This window comes from Psychrobacter sp. AOP7-B1-25, assembly GCF_052376195.1.
Classification (GTDB): domain Bacteria; phylum Pseudomonadota; class Gammaproteobacteria; order Pseudomonadales; family Moraxellaceae; genus Psychrobacter.
The window spans coordinates 1-16076 of the sequence record NZ_JBQSVK010000017.1 but is presented as its reverse complement, the minus strand read 5'-3'; the positions used below and the strand labels follow the sequence as shown (position 1 = coordinate 16076).

Below are 16076 nucleotides of genomic sequence, written 5' to 3'. Positions count from 1 at the left end.
TTGTTTAACTGTTTTTGCTATTACTCAGTAGCCTCTTTCTCTTTAAAACCTTCTAACAAGTGCTCGATTAACAATCATTATCAAAAAACATCTTTCACGATCGACGTTGGCTTGCTATCTTGCCTCGCAACTCTTGTATTCTAATTAAACCTGCCCCACTTTGACCTATCACACGTAGTATCTGCATCTGTATTGGATTTTATGACACATAACCTTGAAGCCAGCTCAAACGCTCGCCGAACTCAGTATTTTCAAGTATTTTTGATGGGCGTTAGTGCCTTTATTATGAACACCACAGAATTTGTTCCTGTGGCGCTGTTGAGTGACATTGCCCAAGACTTCTCTATTACGACGGCAGAAACTGGCTGGATGTTGACACTCTATGCTTGGATTGTCGCGGCGATGTCATTACCACTAATGCTACTGACCAGTCGATTTGAGCGCAAACGCTTGCTCTTGGGGCTTTTTGCCGTCTTCATTGCCAGTCACGTACTGTCTGTATTTGCGTGGAGCTTTAACGTGCTGCTTATTAGTCGGATTGGGATTGCCTTATCGCATGCGATATTTTGGTCGATCACAGCCGCAATCGCGATACGTGTCGCACCTGAAGGCAAAAAAGCCATGGCGCTTAGCGTACTGGCGACTGGTACATCGTTAGCAATGGTGTTAGGTGTACCGCTAGGACGTTTGGTTGGGCAATGGTTTGGCTGGCGGGCGACATTTGGCGGTATTGGCGTCATCGCCTTAGTTGTATTTATTCTACAAGCGAGACTCTTACCAACATTGCCGAGTATGTTTGAAGGGTCCTTTAGAAAGATTCCAGAGCTACTTAAAAACCCATTATTGGTCTGTCTATACCTGCTTATTTTATTGGTCTTTACAGCGCACTACACAGCTTATTCTTATATAGAGCCATTTATGCGCCAAGTCGGTAATATCAGTGAAAATGCTGCTACTTTTGTACTTCTATTATTTGGTGCAGCAGGAATTGTAGGTAGTGTAATTTTCAGTCGTTGGGGCGACAAATTCAATACCAAATTGATGCTGATATCGACCATATTGATGCTTGTCTCTATGCTTGCACTATTGCTAGCAGTGACCTCTGTATGGGCGCTCAGCTTTATCGCTTTGCTTTGGGGTGCAGCGCTCATGCTACTGATTATCTCAATGCAGGCCAAAGTCATCATGGTCGATGTCAATGCGCAAGACATGCTGATGTCGATGTTCTCAGGTATTATTAATTTGGGAATTGGTACGGGTGCACTATTCGGTGGTTATGCCGTGACGCACATATCACTATCTAGCGTAGGATACACGGGTGCTGCCATCGCAGTGGTGGCGTTACTTTTAATGCTATTTATGATCAAGCGCTTTCCCGAACTAAGTAAGCGACTTGGCTAAATAATAAGCCTATATTAAAGTGTAGCCAAAAAATAGTAGTCGAGAAGTAACCGTCAGAAAGTAACAAGCAGAATAATGCCAGCCATCTAAATGGGCTGACATTTTCTTTATGTATACATACAAAAATGTAGCCTATAAATCATTTCAAGGATTTTCTACACACTCATTGAACGGACGTTCATGTACAGCTATACTAATTTTATTGGACATAAGTATACTTAGGATATAAACGTACTTAGCGAAAAGTTGATAAATACTAAGCACAAAAGGATGAGTGTAAAATGGATAATATTCAAAACAAGGAAGTTGTTGCCTACGATCTAAATTTATTTACGACGTGCATTGTGAGCTTTCAACTTATTGGAGATTCATGATGCCTGATGGAATGAGCCAACAAGACAGTCCAGATCAAGGAAATTCAGATAACACTGCACCCCTTAAACTAGGCAGATTACATTACGCTTGGATCGTTGCTGCGACAGGATCTGTAGCCATGTTCTGTGGACTTGGATTAGGTCGATTCGCATTTGGCATGTTACTACCGTCCATGTCATCTTCTTTAGGATTAAGTTACACACAAAGTGGTCTATTGGGATTCGCTAACCTAATAGGATATCTCGTTGCAGTTATGCTTAGCCCATTAGTTCTACCTCGGCTTGGTACCCGCAATACTGCGACGATAAACCTTGTCTTGATTGCCATCTCTATGCTCGGTATGGCTTTTACTACAAACTTTCCTATGCTTTGTGCACTCTATGTCTTGACGGGTATCGGTAGTGGCGGCGTAGTTTTACCAATGATGAGTGTCATGTCGCATTGGTTTTTTCCTTCGCACCGCGGTCTTGCTCTGGGGTTAGTCATGGCAGGGCCTGGATTTGGTATCATTTTGTCAGGCTTTGTCGTACCCAGGCTATTACCCATCTCTAGCCTACTATCTTGGCAGACAGGCTGGCTAATTTTTTCCGTGATTAACATTGCAGTCGCTTGGCTTACTTTTATGTTGATTCGCAATCATCCAAACGATGTTAGCCAAGACCCTTTTGGACGTACACCCACACTACCTGTTAAAAACAATCAAAAGCTAGAACGTAGTAATATTAAGCTGCTCGTACATTTGGGGATCATTTTTGCCATCTATGGTGCCACTTACATGGTTTACGTCACCTTTATCGTCACCAGTATGGTTAGCTCGTATCAATTAAATGAAGCGACTGCAGGTGAAATTTGGGCGTGGATTGGGTTACTTAGCATGTTCTCAGGTATATTGTTTGGCTGGATTTCTGATCATATTGGCAGACGCCTTGGTCTTGCATTGGCCTTCTTCTTCCTTGCTATCGCTTATCTTTTGGTCGGGCTTACTGACTGGAGTCTGGGACTGTATTCATCCATTATTCTGTTTGGCTTAGTGGTTTGGAGTGTTCCTGTTATTATGTCTGCCTCAGCGGGAGACTACTTCGGGCCTGCGGCGGCAGCAAGCGCACTCGCGGCGCTGACTTTTGCGTTTTCAGGAGGACAAGCTCTCGGACCAGTAGTAGCAGGCTATCTCGCAGAAATCACTGGGGACTTTAGTATCAGTTATATGACATCTGGTATCGCCGCCTTTGTAGCACTTGGACTTGCTCTATTATTACGCCCACAGAAACAACCTTAGCTTTAGTCGATATAAAGTCGATACTGATGTCTATGCTGAATAAATAGTCATATAAAAGTTAAATACCTATAAAAGCGCTGTATAGAGGTACGTAAAATATAATATTAGTAAGATAGTATAGTTTTTAATATTTACTGCACTTTTTAATACTCTAAAGACTTACTCAAGTGAGGCCAGATTATTGAAATTTCGCAATCAAAACGATTGCTAGCATTCTAAAAAGTGGTTACACTCGATTAATAAATTATTACATTGTTGACAAGGAAGTCACTATGCCTCGTAATACCTCACGTTCTAAAATTAGCCATAACACTCTTAAAACTTTTACCAAAAGCATGCTGGCTATCAGCCTATCTATAGCTGGTATTGCTCACGCAAATGCCTATGACAGCGTTACTTTTTTTGGTGATAGCCTGACCGATGGGGGCTATTTTAGTCCCCTTACTCAAGGACCGCTAGGGTTTGAAGAATCAGGTCAGTTCACTACCAATCCTGACAATACATGGGCGACCTCATTCGCTGAGCAACTGGGCACAACATCTACCGCCAATACTTTTGATGGTAGTCAAACTGGTAATAACTATGCGATCGGCGGGGCAAGAGCAGGTGTAGATGTCACAGCTTTTGGTATTCCAGTAGCTTCTGCCAATAGCCAAGTCGATAGTTATCTTGCCAATAACAAAGTAGACCCTAATGGCCTATATGTCGTTTGGGCAGGTGCCAATGACTTGCTTGCGGCGGCTGAAAATCCTACTGATGCCCAAGCGACCATACTTGGGGCAGTAGCTAGCCAGACCGAAACGATTAATACATTAAAGGACAACGGTGCTAAATATATTTTAGTACCCAATATTCCTGATGTCGGTCTAACCCCTAGATTTACCCCAGACCCTGATCTAGAAGGTCAAAACCTTATAGATGCATTAACAGCCCAAGCATCTGCAACTGGTGCGGCCAGTCTCTACAATCAATTCATGCTCAGTGCCGCCGAAAATACTGGAGCAAATATCATACCGCTAGATATGTTTAGCTTGACAAGAGAGATCACCGCGTCGCCTGCTCAGTATGGCTTTACTAATGTGACCGATGAAGCCTGCGGTGACAACAATAGCTCTCTAACTTGTGGTCGTGACACTCTCGTAGAAACAGATGCTAATGAAACCTACTTCTTTTCTGATGGTATCCATCCAACCGGTAAAGCGCATCAAATGATTGCTGACTATGCAAATGCTGTCGTTACTGCACCTAGCCGAATCGGTGTCTTACCACATATTGCGACCACAACTGGACTAGCAACCAATGAGCTCTTACAGTCGCACATCAACCAAATCCAAAGCAGTGATCAAAAACCTGCCCGTACACTATGGGCCGTCGGTGAAGTCGCTAATCAAGAAATTGCAGGGTTTGATGGTGATGATAATACCCAAGTATTGCTTGGTGTGGATTTTGCTCATCCTAACTCAGCCAATGCAGTGACAGGCTTATACGGTAACATCACTCAAAAAGAGTTTGATAATTCAGGTGTTAACACTGGTCTAGATAACATCGATCTAGGAGAGGTCGGTTTCGGTGTCTATCATAGCAATAAATTTGGTGGCTTAGAGATCAATAGTGCGGCAGGCTTTGGCAACATGGAAGTTGATGTCACACGCGCCGTTACGCTTGGCACTAGCAGACAGCAGTTCAAATCAAACGCTGATGGTAAGCGCTATTATGCCAACTTGCAGGCAGGCTATCCGATGCAAATGAGCAGTATTGCCGTCACACCTTATATTGGTGCAACAGCAAGCCGCATAAAAATTGATGGGCTCAAGGAAAAAGAAATGTCTGGCGTTGCCATGCAGTTCGATGAGCAGAAATATTCTACAACATATGGCAAGCTTGGACTCAAAGCCAATCATACCTTAACGGAGAACCTAAACTTATTTGGTGATATTCACTACCAAAAGCAGCTAAGTGACAATCGTGAAGCAGTAACCGCACGTTTGAATACACTACCAAATATCAGCTTTGAAACGCCTATCATCGAAACTGATGATGATAATGTTGCCATGACACTTGGCTTATCTAGAAGCTTTGGCCTATTGAACGCCAATGCTGGTGTCACACATTCACAAGGTGATGACGACGATTCAACCAGCTTATTCGTTGGACTTAATGGTGCATTCTAAATAAATAGTTAATCTAGAATAACGGTATAGGCAACCAACTATTGCCTATACCGATTTACAATTAAAAATTGCGACAACCTAACCTACTATCACTGATACTTTATAAACTTGCTGCCACAAAATTCCTCAACACCAAACTCTAATATAGCAAATTCTCTAAAAGTCCACTTTACCGCGCAAAGCCTTTGTTTTGCCGCGCTGAGTTTTTTTATCCACTCGTTTACGTTTGGCATTTCTACTTGGCCTGGTAGGCTTTCTGGTTTTATTGATATAAGTGGCTTTGGTTATAAAGCTTTGCAAACGTTCAAGTGCATCTATTTTGTTGCGCTCTTGTGTTCGAAATTGCTGCGCCTTGATGATTAGCACGCCTTCTTTGGTTATTCGGCTGTCTTTACTATTTAGCAATCGCTGCTTGTACTCATCATTCAGACTTGAGTTATTGATATCAAAACGCAGGTGAATGGCAGAAGATACTTTGTTGACATTCTGCCCACCTGCGCCTTGCGCTCGTATGGCGCTGACTTCCACCTCATTATCATTGAGGCTAATATTGTTGTTAATAAAAATCATAATGTGCTTTTATCGAATATGAATGGCTATGGTTCATGATAAAGCATCATATAGTCAACCCTCTATAAATTAGGTACGGTGTCAGTCTCGCTTAGTATACTGCTTGTAATGCTTTCACTCGGCTTCCTGATATCCAAGTTATATTGAACCGACTATAGATTGGTCTGCTACTTTGCCAACAGTTGACAACAACGTTCAACCACTGGTGCGTCGACAGCTTTTAGACGCTTACTATTAGAGATAACGATGATATATTTGCAAAGTTTTTGTAGCTCTACTTTGAATTATTAGGATTCAGATTTTTTAACATTTAGCGAATCGCTTTCGATAAGACCGTCTACCAGATTGATAGTCCGATCACAGGATGCGGATAGACGTGGATCATGGGTGACTAGCAATACACCACAATCACGCTCGCGGTTGACTTTGCGAAACAACTCGAACACTTCGGCAGCCGTTACCGTATCTAGATTACCTGTGGGTTCATCCGCTAATAATAATGCAGGCTCAGTTATCAGTGCGCGAGCAATAGCCACTCGTTGTTGCTGACCACCTGAAAGCTCATTTGGTTTGGTATTCGCGAACTTCTCTAAACCCACTGAAGCCAGTAACTCACGCGCTTTTTGTATGGCAGATTGATTCGGGCGACCCTTGGTCAGCATTAATGGCATTAACACGTTATCTAACGCAGTAAATGCTTGAATAAGATGATGAAACTGAAAAACAAAGCCAATACTATTACCTCGTAGTGCCGTGCGACCAGCATCATCCATCTTGCTCGTTGCCTGCCCGAGTAGATACAGTTCACCACTAGTAGGTGTATCCAGTAAACCAAGCACATTCAATAGGGTGCTTTTGCCAGAGCCAGAAGGCCCAATTAGCGCCGCAAAGTCATCATTATCGATACGTAAATCGATACCATGTAGCACCTCAATCTCATTGGGCTGGCCGATGTTATAAGATTTTTTTAGCGCCTCTAAACGCAGCACTTCATGAGAGTTATTATTAGACATAACGAATAGCCACCACTGGGTCCAATGCGGCAGCTCGGCGCGCTGGTATCGCCGCTGCCAATATACCGGTTAACGTCGCTAGCAACATAGCCAGCAAGACAAGCTCTATAGACACTGGAATATAAAACAAACTTGGGCCAAAAGTGTTAAATGCCCACACCAGCACATAACTCACCACACTACCCAAAACAGATCCTAGCAAACCAAACACAGCGCCCTGAATCAAAAATATCCATAATATCTGCTGACGAGTGGCACCAATTGCACGCAAAATCCCAATTTCTCGAGTACGCTGTACCACACTGACGGATAGTACGCTCGCAATGCCAAAGGCGACTGAAATACCCACAAATACAATAATCATATTGGTAGATAAGCTCTGCGCTGAAAGACCACTCATTAATTGGGCGTTGGTCTCAATCCAACTCTCTGCCTGTAGCGATGTCAATCGCCCTACTTGTTCAGCGATATTGTCTGCCTCAAAAATATCTGCAACCGTCAGATCTATCACCGTAACGCCGCCTGGTAGGCTTAATAATGATTGTGCTTGTTTTAAATCTAGATAGACATAACGCGCGTCCAGCTCTCGAACACCCAATTCAAATATACCAGCCACATTTACCACAGTATTGTCCTGCTGACCTGTATCTAATCGCAGCTTGCTACCCACTTGCACACCGAGATTTTTGGCAAGCTCGCTACCGATGAGCACATTATCAGCACCGATTCGCAGATCGCCACTGATTAGATACTCGTCAAGCGGTATGATTTTTTGGTAACGCTCAAGCTCAGTACCGATCAAGACCACCGACTCTAAGGCTTCTCCTCGCCGAACGAACGCAGGCCCTGATACCACAGGTGAAACTGCCGTCAAAAATGGCAGTTGATCAAGAGTATCGGTAATCTGCTGCCAGTTATTGATAGATCGTAACCGCTGAGGGCGCTTGTCTTCTTGCACCAGCTGTACGGTACCCGCTGCTACTGGTGCCACTAGGTTTGTTTCATCTGGCGATACCAATTGAATGTGGGATTGACTACCAAGCGTGCTATCAATCAGATTGGTCTGTAAACCTTGAATCAAGGCTGTGATAAATACAATAACAGCCACACCGATGGCCACACCCACAGTGATCATCAGTGACTGTACCCGCCCTTCACGCAAAAAACTGAGCGCAATGACGGCATTGATCCATAGTCGCCCAAAAAATATTTTCACGTTGTGGCCACCGATGCTTTATCGCTAGCCGCTGAGTCGTCATGGTTGTTCGAAGCCTTATCTTTAGAAACATTATTTTTAGAAGCATTGCTGTTTGAAGGATTATTAGACGAAGCATTGCTGTTCAAAACATTGTTAGACGAATCGCTGCTAGTCAGATTGCTACTAATAACAAGCGGCATCTCTTTCGATTCCGTGCGTACTCGCTCACCATCGGCTAATGACAAGGTCGCATCAGCCAATACTTGGTCGCCCTCACTTAATCCTGAAACCACTTCGGACATTGCCAAGCCGCGTAGCCCTAACGTTATTTTTTGACGTTGTACTTTGCCATCACGTAGTAATCGTACTTGAGCTGTATCTTTTTGAATATTTGTTAAAGCATCATTCGGAATGACCAACGCTTGTGCGCGTCGACCTGTTTCGATATTCACAGAAACGGTCATGTCTTGCCGTAAAGACTCAGGCACTGGATCAACTGACAGTCTAACTTCAACCGTACCACGCTCAGAATCAATACTTGGCGCTATAAAATCAATACGAGTGGGAAAAGGCTGATCCGGATAAGCATCGGCAATAGCGACTGCCTCTTGCTCTAATGCCAAACGTGATAAGTTGCGCTCATCAAGCGGCACATGAATTTCTGTATTGCCAGCAAGCGCGATGGTGAATAATGTTTTGCTTGGCTGTACCAAGTCACCTGGTTCGACATCACGTGTGAGTACCGTGCCAGCTACCTTGCTACGTACTTTAGTCTTATCGAGCTGAGCTTGCAATACCGCGATACGCTCACGTATTAACACTTCTTCAACACCGCCAGCGGCTAATGCCTTAACTCTTAGACGCGCAGCTTTTAGGTCGTTACCTGCTTGGCTTTGTGCCTGTTTTGCTTGCTCCAACTCTTCATCCGAGATGGCTGAAATCGCTGCCAACTCACGGCGACGTGCCACATCACGAGTCGCTTGTGCCAGCTGCACTTCAGCTTTGGATAGCTCTACCATGGCTTGTGGGCGTCTACTGCTCACTAGCTCAGCCAGTTCAGCCTCTACTTGACGTACTTGTGCAGCCACATCGTCTGAGCTGAGTACCAATAATAAGTCACCTTTTGCTACTTGGTCACCTTCTTGTACCAAGCGCTCAAGCACCACTCCGGTCACCTCACTACCGATTTGCGTGCGTGATGTCGTCACGACACGTCCAGTTGCAACCACTGTTTGCACGAGCAGCATAGGGGTGATGGTATAGCTAGGTAATAGTGGGCCTCGCCATGCACGAAATATAACAAAACCAACTGCAACTATTAGCAGCAAAATCACAATCAAATACTTATAGTTGATAGCGCGCAATGAACTTCTCCGATTTTGAGTAAGAGCGTCTCATACTGACGGGCAATATAATCTATGTAGAAATATTCTATACAAAATAATATCGAGTGATAAAATCATTATATCAATAATAATAGTGTTGATTTAACAAAGTTTACCTACTTATCTAATAGTTGACGACAACGCTCAATCACTGGCGCATCAACCATCTCTTCATCTATCTTAAAAACTGCCTGCCCGCTGCGCTCATACTCCTCGACCACACGCTGAGCAAATAACAGTGCCTCATCTGTCGGTTGTAATGCTTTTTGCACGATTGCTACCTGCTTGGGGTGAATACAAAGCATCCCTGACATTCCCATCTGTGACCATAACTGCACTCGACTGATCAACCCTACTTCATTATTGAAGTTAGGATAAATGGTATCGATAGGCGGCGATAATTGGTGCACTTTTGACGTCAGGATTAGTTGATAGCGGATTTGATTAGCGATGATATCTGCGGCAGGCGTTGCTACTTGTACTTGCAAATCGTTGCACAAATCTAGAAATCCATAACTGAATGCGGCCAAGCCGACTGCTTTTGCCATACTATCGAGTTTATACAATCCAATAGCACTCTCAATCAATGTAATCACGGGTAAATTGGTCAGCTGATGTACACTCTCTATATCGGACGCTTCCTCAGCTTTGGCCAACAATACGCCAGCCAGATTAGGCATCGTCTGACAGAGCACTATATCTTTAAAGAACGCTTCGCTACTTGCCTTATTAATGCGAACCCAAACTGGCTGATAGTCAGCACTGTTATGATATTGCTGCAATGCTTCACGTGCGGATGCTTTATCTTCTGGCGCAACGGCATCCTCTAAATCGACAATAACTGCGTCTGCCCCACTAGCAAAGGCTTTGGCTACTCTATCAATGCGAGTCGCTGGTACAAACAACCATGTTTTATTTTGAGAAATCGTTTTTATTTTTTGATTAACAACTGAATCCATGCGTAACTCCATTATATTGCCCAAGTGACTTTATACTATCCAAGCGACTTTTAGCATCTATATTATGCCACTATACAGCTGATGCTCATTTAAAATTAGCAATTTATTTGTTAGTGAAAAACCAAGAGTATTTAGACATTTCATCACAAAAACAAATCAAAAAAAACCGCATGGAATTTAATCTCATGCGGTTATTGATCGTGACTTTCTTATGTAGCCGTTCCATAGATTAGCGATTAAGCCAACATACCACCATCGACAACGATAGTCGCGCCTGTGGTATAGCTTGAAGCGTCAGATACTAAGTACAACACTGTGCCAGCCATTTCATCAGGATTTGCAACGCGCCCTAGCGGAATAGCATGCAGTGCCATATTTAAGACTTTGTCATTGGTTGTCAATGCAGAAGCAAACTTGGTATCTGTTAGGCCCGGTAATAGCGCATTGACTCGAATATTGAGTGGGCCACATTCTTTGGCAAAGGCTTTGGTCATGCTGATGACTGCAGCTTTGGTGATTGAGTAGATGCCTTGCTTATCACCCGCTACTAATCCATTGACTGATGCGGTATTTAAAATGACACCGCCACCTTGCTCTTTCATCATTTTGCCAGCAGCCGTCGACATAAAGAAGTAACCACGGATATTAACTTCAACCGTTTTATCAAAAGCGGCTAAGTCTGTATCTAAGATATGACCATAGTACGGGTTGGCGGCAGCGTTATTGACTAGGATATCAATTTGACCAAATTCACTTTTAATATGCTCAAAAATCGCATCAATTTGCTCCATTTCACCTACGTGACAAGCAAAAGCACTAGCTTTATGACCATCAGCTTTAATGCTATCAGCGACTGCTTGGCAAGCATCAATTTTACGGCTAGAGACAATCACATGTGCGCCTCTAGATGCCAATAGACGAGCAATAGACTCACCAATACCACGGCTGGCACCCGTTACTAGAGCAACCTTACCGGTTAAATCAAATAAATCTTTCATCATTATTCCTTATACTTTTATAAATTGTCTATTTTTGAGTATTCGTTTCTAAGCACTACTGAACCATTGAAGACAGATAATCGCTGTTAGATATAACAGCGATTATCGCGCACTAGCCAATTGAACAAGGAGCACTCAACGATCGCGGTTACGCTAGCATACCACCATCTAAGGTAAAGGCATGACCATTCATGAAGCTGCTTTCATCGCTGGCAAGCCACGCAATCGCATTAGAAATTTCATTCACGTTTCCTAATCGGCGTAGCGGACTGGCCTTAATTGTTGCTTGCTGCGTACGCTCATCCATGGTCGCCATGGTATTACGGACCATTGGTGTATCAATAAAGCTTGGACATACCGCATTGAAGCGGATATTGGCGCGGGCATATTCATGGGCAGCAGATTTAGTAAGCCCCATCACCCCATGTTTGGCCGCACTATAAGCTGATATCATCGGCGCTGAACGTAGGCCTGCAATAGATGCCACATTGATCACATGGCCACCGCCATTGGGTAGCATACATTTTACGGCTGCACGCATACAGTGCCAGACACCTTTTAAATTCACGGCGATATTGCGATCAAATTCCTCTTCGCTCAGCTCATGCATGGGTGAAGGCTTGTGATCGATACCAGCATTGTTTATCACAACATCTAGGCCACCAAGCGTCTCCACTGCAAAGTCAAATAACGCGCGTACTTCATCACCGCTAGTCACGTCCACTTTTTTGAAGGCAATACTATTGCCAGCATCTTGACCTTGTTTGGCAACCGCCTCTCCCATCTCTTCTGCCATATCACCAATGACAACTTTAGCGCCGCGACTGGCAAGCAATAGCGCACTTGCTGCACCGATGCCTGATGCACCACCCGTGATCAAAATTCGTTTGCCAGCCACATCTGATGCAATTCCGTTTGTATTCAGTGTCATGATCTATCCCTCTACCTTAAGTACTAGTTTGCCGAAGTTTTCACCGTTAAAGAGCATCATCAAAGTATCAGGGAACGTCTCGATACCCTCAACGATATGATCTTTTACTTTCATATCACCTGAATGAATCCAGCCAGCAATCTCTTTCATGGCGATTGGATATTCTTTGATATTATCGAACACCACAATGCCTTCCATACGAGCACGGTTTACGAGTAATGATAAATAGTTCGATGGACCTTTTACTTCTGTAGTGTTGTTGTACTGACTAATCGCACCACAAATAACGATACGCGCATGTAGATTAATCTGAGTAAGCACATCATTTAAGATATCACCGCCTACATTATCAAAGTACACATCGACACCGTCTGGACAAGTTTTTTTCAGTGCTTTTTTGACATCTTCGTTTTTGTAATCAATCGTTGCATCAAACCCAAGCTCATCGACTAAGAATTTGCATTTCTCAGCGCCGCCCGCAATACCAACAACGCGGCAGCCTTTAATTTTGGCAATCTGACCAACCAAGCTACCAACGGCACCAGCAGCTCCTGACACTACTACCGTTTCGCCTGCTTTTGGCTGACCTGTTTTTAGAAGACCGAAATACCCTGTCATACCTGGCATACCTAGTACGCCTAAGTAGTAAGAAAGTGGTGCTAAGCTTGGATCAACTTTATGCAGATTAGTACCATTACTGACGGCATATGACTGCACGCCATCGTGACCTGCGACATAATCTCCAACGGCAAATTTCTCATGCTTACTTTCAATCACTTCGCCCACAGTGCCGGCGCGCATAACTTCACCAATTTGTACTGGTGCGATATAAGATTTGGCATCATTTAGCCAGCCACGCATTGCTGGATCGATAGAGATGTATTCAACCTTAATCAGTAGCTGACCATCGGTAATAGTAGGAACTTCTGTCTCAGTGTAATCCCAAGTCTCAGCACTAGGCGCGCCAACAGGTCTTGCCTTTAATCGCCATTGTTTATTTATTGCTGTCATGTCTCTTTCCTTAGAGTTGCTTTTAGAGTCGTCTTTAGAACCAATCCGCTTGCATATCAGTGCAAACCGAGTTGGTATTGGTTAAAATTTCGATGTCACGTTTAACTAATGGTAGTTCCCAATCGATAAAGTATTTGGCCGCTTGTATCTTGCCTTTATAAAAATTCTGCTGCTCAACATCTTGCGTCGTACTTAATAGCTGCTCAGCTTTACTGGCTTGGCGAATCCAAATCCAGCTCAATACAATTGAGGCAAAAATGTTCATCAGCGCTTGAGCGTTACCAGTCAGGGTCAGTGCTTCTTCTGTCTGTAGAACTTTGCCTAAATGCACAAGCACTTCATGCAACTGACCCATATAAGGCATTAGCTTACCTGCAAGCTGTGCGCTCTCAGGCGTAGTGATGCTTTCTAAATCTTGTGTAATCTCACGTTTTAGAATCTGAATACCAAGACCACCTTTTTGCCATAACTTACGGAATGACAAATCTAGCGCCTGCACACCATTTGTACCTTCATGAATAGGATTTAGACGGTTATCACGCCAAAACTGCTCAGCTTGATATTCACGCGTATAGCCTGCGCCGCCCAATACTTGAATACCTAAATCGTTGGCTTTCGGGCCATATTCAGATGGCCATGCTTTTAGCACTGGCGTTAGCAGATCTAATAATTCTGTTAGCTCGTTTTTTAGCGTCTCGTCTTCACAAGTATTGATACGGTCAATGAGGTTTGAGCCGTATAAGCACAATGAGATGCCACCTTCTGAGTAGGCTTTTTGCGCCAGTAGCATGCGCTTTACGTCACCATGCTGAATAATAGCCGTTGCATCATCTTCAGGCTTATTATTTGGCTCGATGCGACCTTGTGTACGGTCTTTGGCATAATCTAGCGAATACTGATAGCCGCGATAGCCAATCATAGAAGCACCGAAACCAACTGCGATACGCGCTTCATTCATCATTTTGAACATATAACGCAAACCGAAATGTTCTTCGCCGATTAAATAACCATGACAGTCACCTTCATCGCCAAAGCTCAAGGCGGTAGAAGTTGCACCCCTATAACCAAGCTTATGAATCAGGCCAGTTAGATGTACATCGTTGCGCTCGCCAACAGACAAATCATCGTTTAAGCGATACTTAGGCACCGCAAATAAAGAGATACCTTTGACGCCGCCTGGACCACCGGGCACTTTGGCTAATACTAGATGCACGATATTGTCAGACAACTCATGATCACCTGCTGAAATATAAATCTTGCTACCTTTGACACGGTACGAGCCATCATCTTGTTTTAAAGCGATGGTTTTGATATCGGCAAGTGATGAACCAGCATGCGGCTCGGTCAGTGCCATGGTGCCGGTGAACTCACCTGTTAGCATGCGCGGCATAAATGCTGCTTTAATCTCGTCACTAGCAAAGTGTGAGATAACGTTAATGGCCGCTGTGGTCAAAAATGGATAGGCAGTCGTTGATGGGTTGGCTGCCATAAAATAACCTGCCACGGCTGTCATAACCGTTTCAGGCAATTGCATGCCACCGTCTTCGAAGCTGTAACGACCTGCGATAAAACCGGACTCACGGAACGCATCAAAGGCGACTTTTACATCGTTTAGCATGCTGACTTTTTTACCATCAAACTGCGGCTCGTTCTTATCTGCAATATGGTTGTGTGGCAAAAACAAATCTGTCGCAATCTTATTTGCTGTCTCCAGCACAGCATCAAATGTCTCGCGGCTATGCTCTGAAAATTTTGCATGCTCGGTCAGTGTTTCTGTACCTAGCACGTCATACAATTGGAACGGTAATTCGAAATCGTTTAGGAGGGTATCTGCGGCCATAGTATTCTCGTTAACTGATTAAATGTGGTTATCAATTGATATTAGTCTAATTTGATACATGTCCGTATTGTCATTTATGACATAATTATGGTCAAATAAGACATTAAGAGAGTATGTAATTGGCTAAAATTGACCAAATAATGGCTGTTTTGGTAAGTACAGCAAAGGAAACGAGTGACTTATGCCCTATTTCAAACCTTTTAAAATGATTATTCTTGGATTCGATGGCGTTCTCGGCAGTGTACTCTCTGGCGCATTGGACTTGTTTTCATTCACAGGAGTCAGCTGGCAACGCTTTTCAAATGAATCTGTAGAACCACGATTTAATGTACAGATCGCAAGCTTGGGTGGTGGTGATATTAGGTGCAGCAATCGGCTAATCATGCAGGCCCACTGCGATATCAGGGACGTAACAGAGTGCGACTTATTGCTTGTACCCACCATTGGAGATTCTATTGATAAAGTGTTGAAACAAAACAGTGAGCTATTGCCACACTTAGTACGGCTTGCGAATACCAAGGCAGATATAGCAAGTAACTGTAGTGGTGCATTTTTTTTGGCAAAGGCGGGATTGTTAGATCATAAGATAGCCACCACTCACTGGGGCTATGCCAATAAGTTTAAGGCAGACTTTCCATTGGTGGACTTACAAGAAAATCAGTTTGTGACCCATTCCAGAAGCGAGTTCACCAATCAATCAGGCAATATATTCTGTGCAGCAGGCGGTAGTGCTTTTTATGATTTGGGGTTACTGTTGATTGAACGTTACTGCGGACGTGAGATTTCTACCCAAGTGGCAAAAACCCAGATTATCGATAGCAAACGAGGCAGTCAAAACAGCTATACCAATGTGACCTTGCATAAACCACATTCAGACCACGTAATCAAACAAGTACAAGAATATATCGAAGAGAACTTCCAGCATTCTTTGCAGGTTAGCAGACTAGC

13 protein-coding genes are annotated in these 16076 nt (G+C 43.7%); 4 read left to right on the top strand and 9 right to left on the bottom strand.

All coding sequences use genetic code 11. The annotated features are described in order from the left end of the window. Positions 1-201: 201 nt before the first annotated feature. The 3 genes from ACT3QR_RS11720 (at position 202) to ACT3QR_RS11710 (ending at position 5223) form a co-directional block, all read left to right on the top strand. Positions 202-1401, top strand: coding sequence for a sugar transporter (locus ACT3QR_RS11720; RefSeq protein WP_444521509.1), 1200 nt, complete (start codon positions 202-204; stop codon positions 1399-1401). Positions 1402-1771: 370 nt separating this feature from the next. Next, positions 1772-3052 carry an MFS transporter gene (locus ACT3QR_RS11715; RefSeq protein ID WP_444521508.1) on the top strand — a complete coding sequence of 427 codons (1281 nt, stop codon included), beginning with the start codon at positions 1772-1774 and terminating at the stop codon, positions 3050-3052. Between the two features lie 272 nt (positions 3053-3324). Beyond that, positions 3325-5223 (top strand): autotransporter domain-containing protein, encoded by a 1899-nt coding sequence (locus ACT3QR_RS11710; RefSeq protein ID WP_444521507.1) that lies wholly within the window; start codon positions 3325-3327, stop codon positions 5221-5223. Between the two features lie 156 nt (positions 5224-5379). On the opposite strand, the gene arfB is transcribed toward ACT3QR_RS11710, so the two are convergent. The 9 genes from arfB to ACT3QR_RS11665 form a co-directional block, all read right to left on the bottom strand. After that, positions 5380-5793, bottom strand: coding sequence for an alternative ribosome rescue aminoacyl-tRNA hydrolase ArfB (gene arfB, locus ACT3QR_RS11705; protein ID WP_444521506.1), 414 nt, complete (start codon positions 5791-5793; stop codon positions 5380-5382). A gap of 287 nt (positions 5794-6080) precedes the next feature. After that, positions 6081-6806: an ABC transporter ATP-binding protein gene (locus tag ACT3QR_RS11700; protein WP_444521505.1), complete on the bottom strand. Its 726-nt coding sequence runs from the start codon at positions 6804-6806 to the stop codon at positions 6081-6083. Further along, positions 6799-8022, bottom strand: a complete 1224-nt coding sequence (locus tag ACT3QR_RS11695; protein ID WP_444521504.1) for an ABC transporter permease — start codon at positions 8020-8022, stop codon at positions 6799-6801. Before ACT3QR_RS11695 ends, ACT3QR_RS11700 begins: the two co-directional genes overlap by 8 nt. Continuing rightward, the gene (locus ACT3QR_RS11690) at positions 8019-9368 is read right to left on the bottom strand and encodes an efflux RND transporter periplasmic adaptor subunit (protein ID WP_444521503.1); all 1350 of its coding nucleotides are present in this window, start codon (positions 9366-9368) and stop codon (positions 8019-8021) included. The genes ACT3QR_RS11695 and ACT3QR_RS11690 overlap by 4 nt, the downstream gene beginning before the upstream one ends. Positions 9369-9505: 137 nt before the next feature. After that, on the bottom strand, positions 9506-10348 hold the full coding sequence (locus ACT3QR_RS11685) for an HpcH/HpaI aldolase/citrate lyase family protein (RefSeq protein ID WP_444521502.1): 843 nt from the start codon (positions 10346-10348) through the stop codon (positions 9506-9508). A 236-nt stretch (positions 10349-10584) separates the two neighbouring features. Then, a complete protein-coding gene (locus ACT3QR_RS11680; RefSeq protein ID WP_444521501.1) occupies positions 10585-11349 on the bottom strand; it encodes an SDR family oxidoreductase in 765 nt (254 codons plus the stop codon). A gap of 145 nt (positions 11350-11494) precedes the next feature. Further along, entirely contained in the window at positions 11495-12277 is a 783-nt protein-coding gene (locus ACT3QR_RS11675; protein WP_444521500.1) for an SDR family NAD(P)-dependent oxidoreductase, read from the bottom strand. Between the two features lie 3 nt (positions 12278-12280). Beyond that, positions 12281-13288, bottom strand: a complete 1008-nt coding sequence (locus tag ACT3QR_RS11670) for an NADP-dependent oxidoreductase (protein ID WP_444521499.1) — start codon at positions 13286-13288, stop codon at positions 12281-12283. Positions 13289-13322: 34 nt separating this feature from the next. Then, on the bottom strand, positions 13323-15128 hold the full coding sequence (locus tag ACT3QR_RS11665) for an acyl-CoA dehydrogenase (protein WP_444521498.1): 1806 nt from the start codon (positions 15126-15128) through the stop codon (positions 13323-13325). A 181-nt stretch (positions 15129-15309) separates the two neighbouring features. Here ACT3QR_RS11665 and ACT3QR_RS11660 point away from each other — a divergent pair. Then, a partial coding sequence (locus tag ACT3QR_RS11660) for a DJ-1/PfpI family protein (protein WP_444521497.1) occupies positions 15310-16076 on the top strand: 767 nt, incomplete at its 3' end.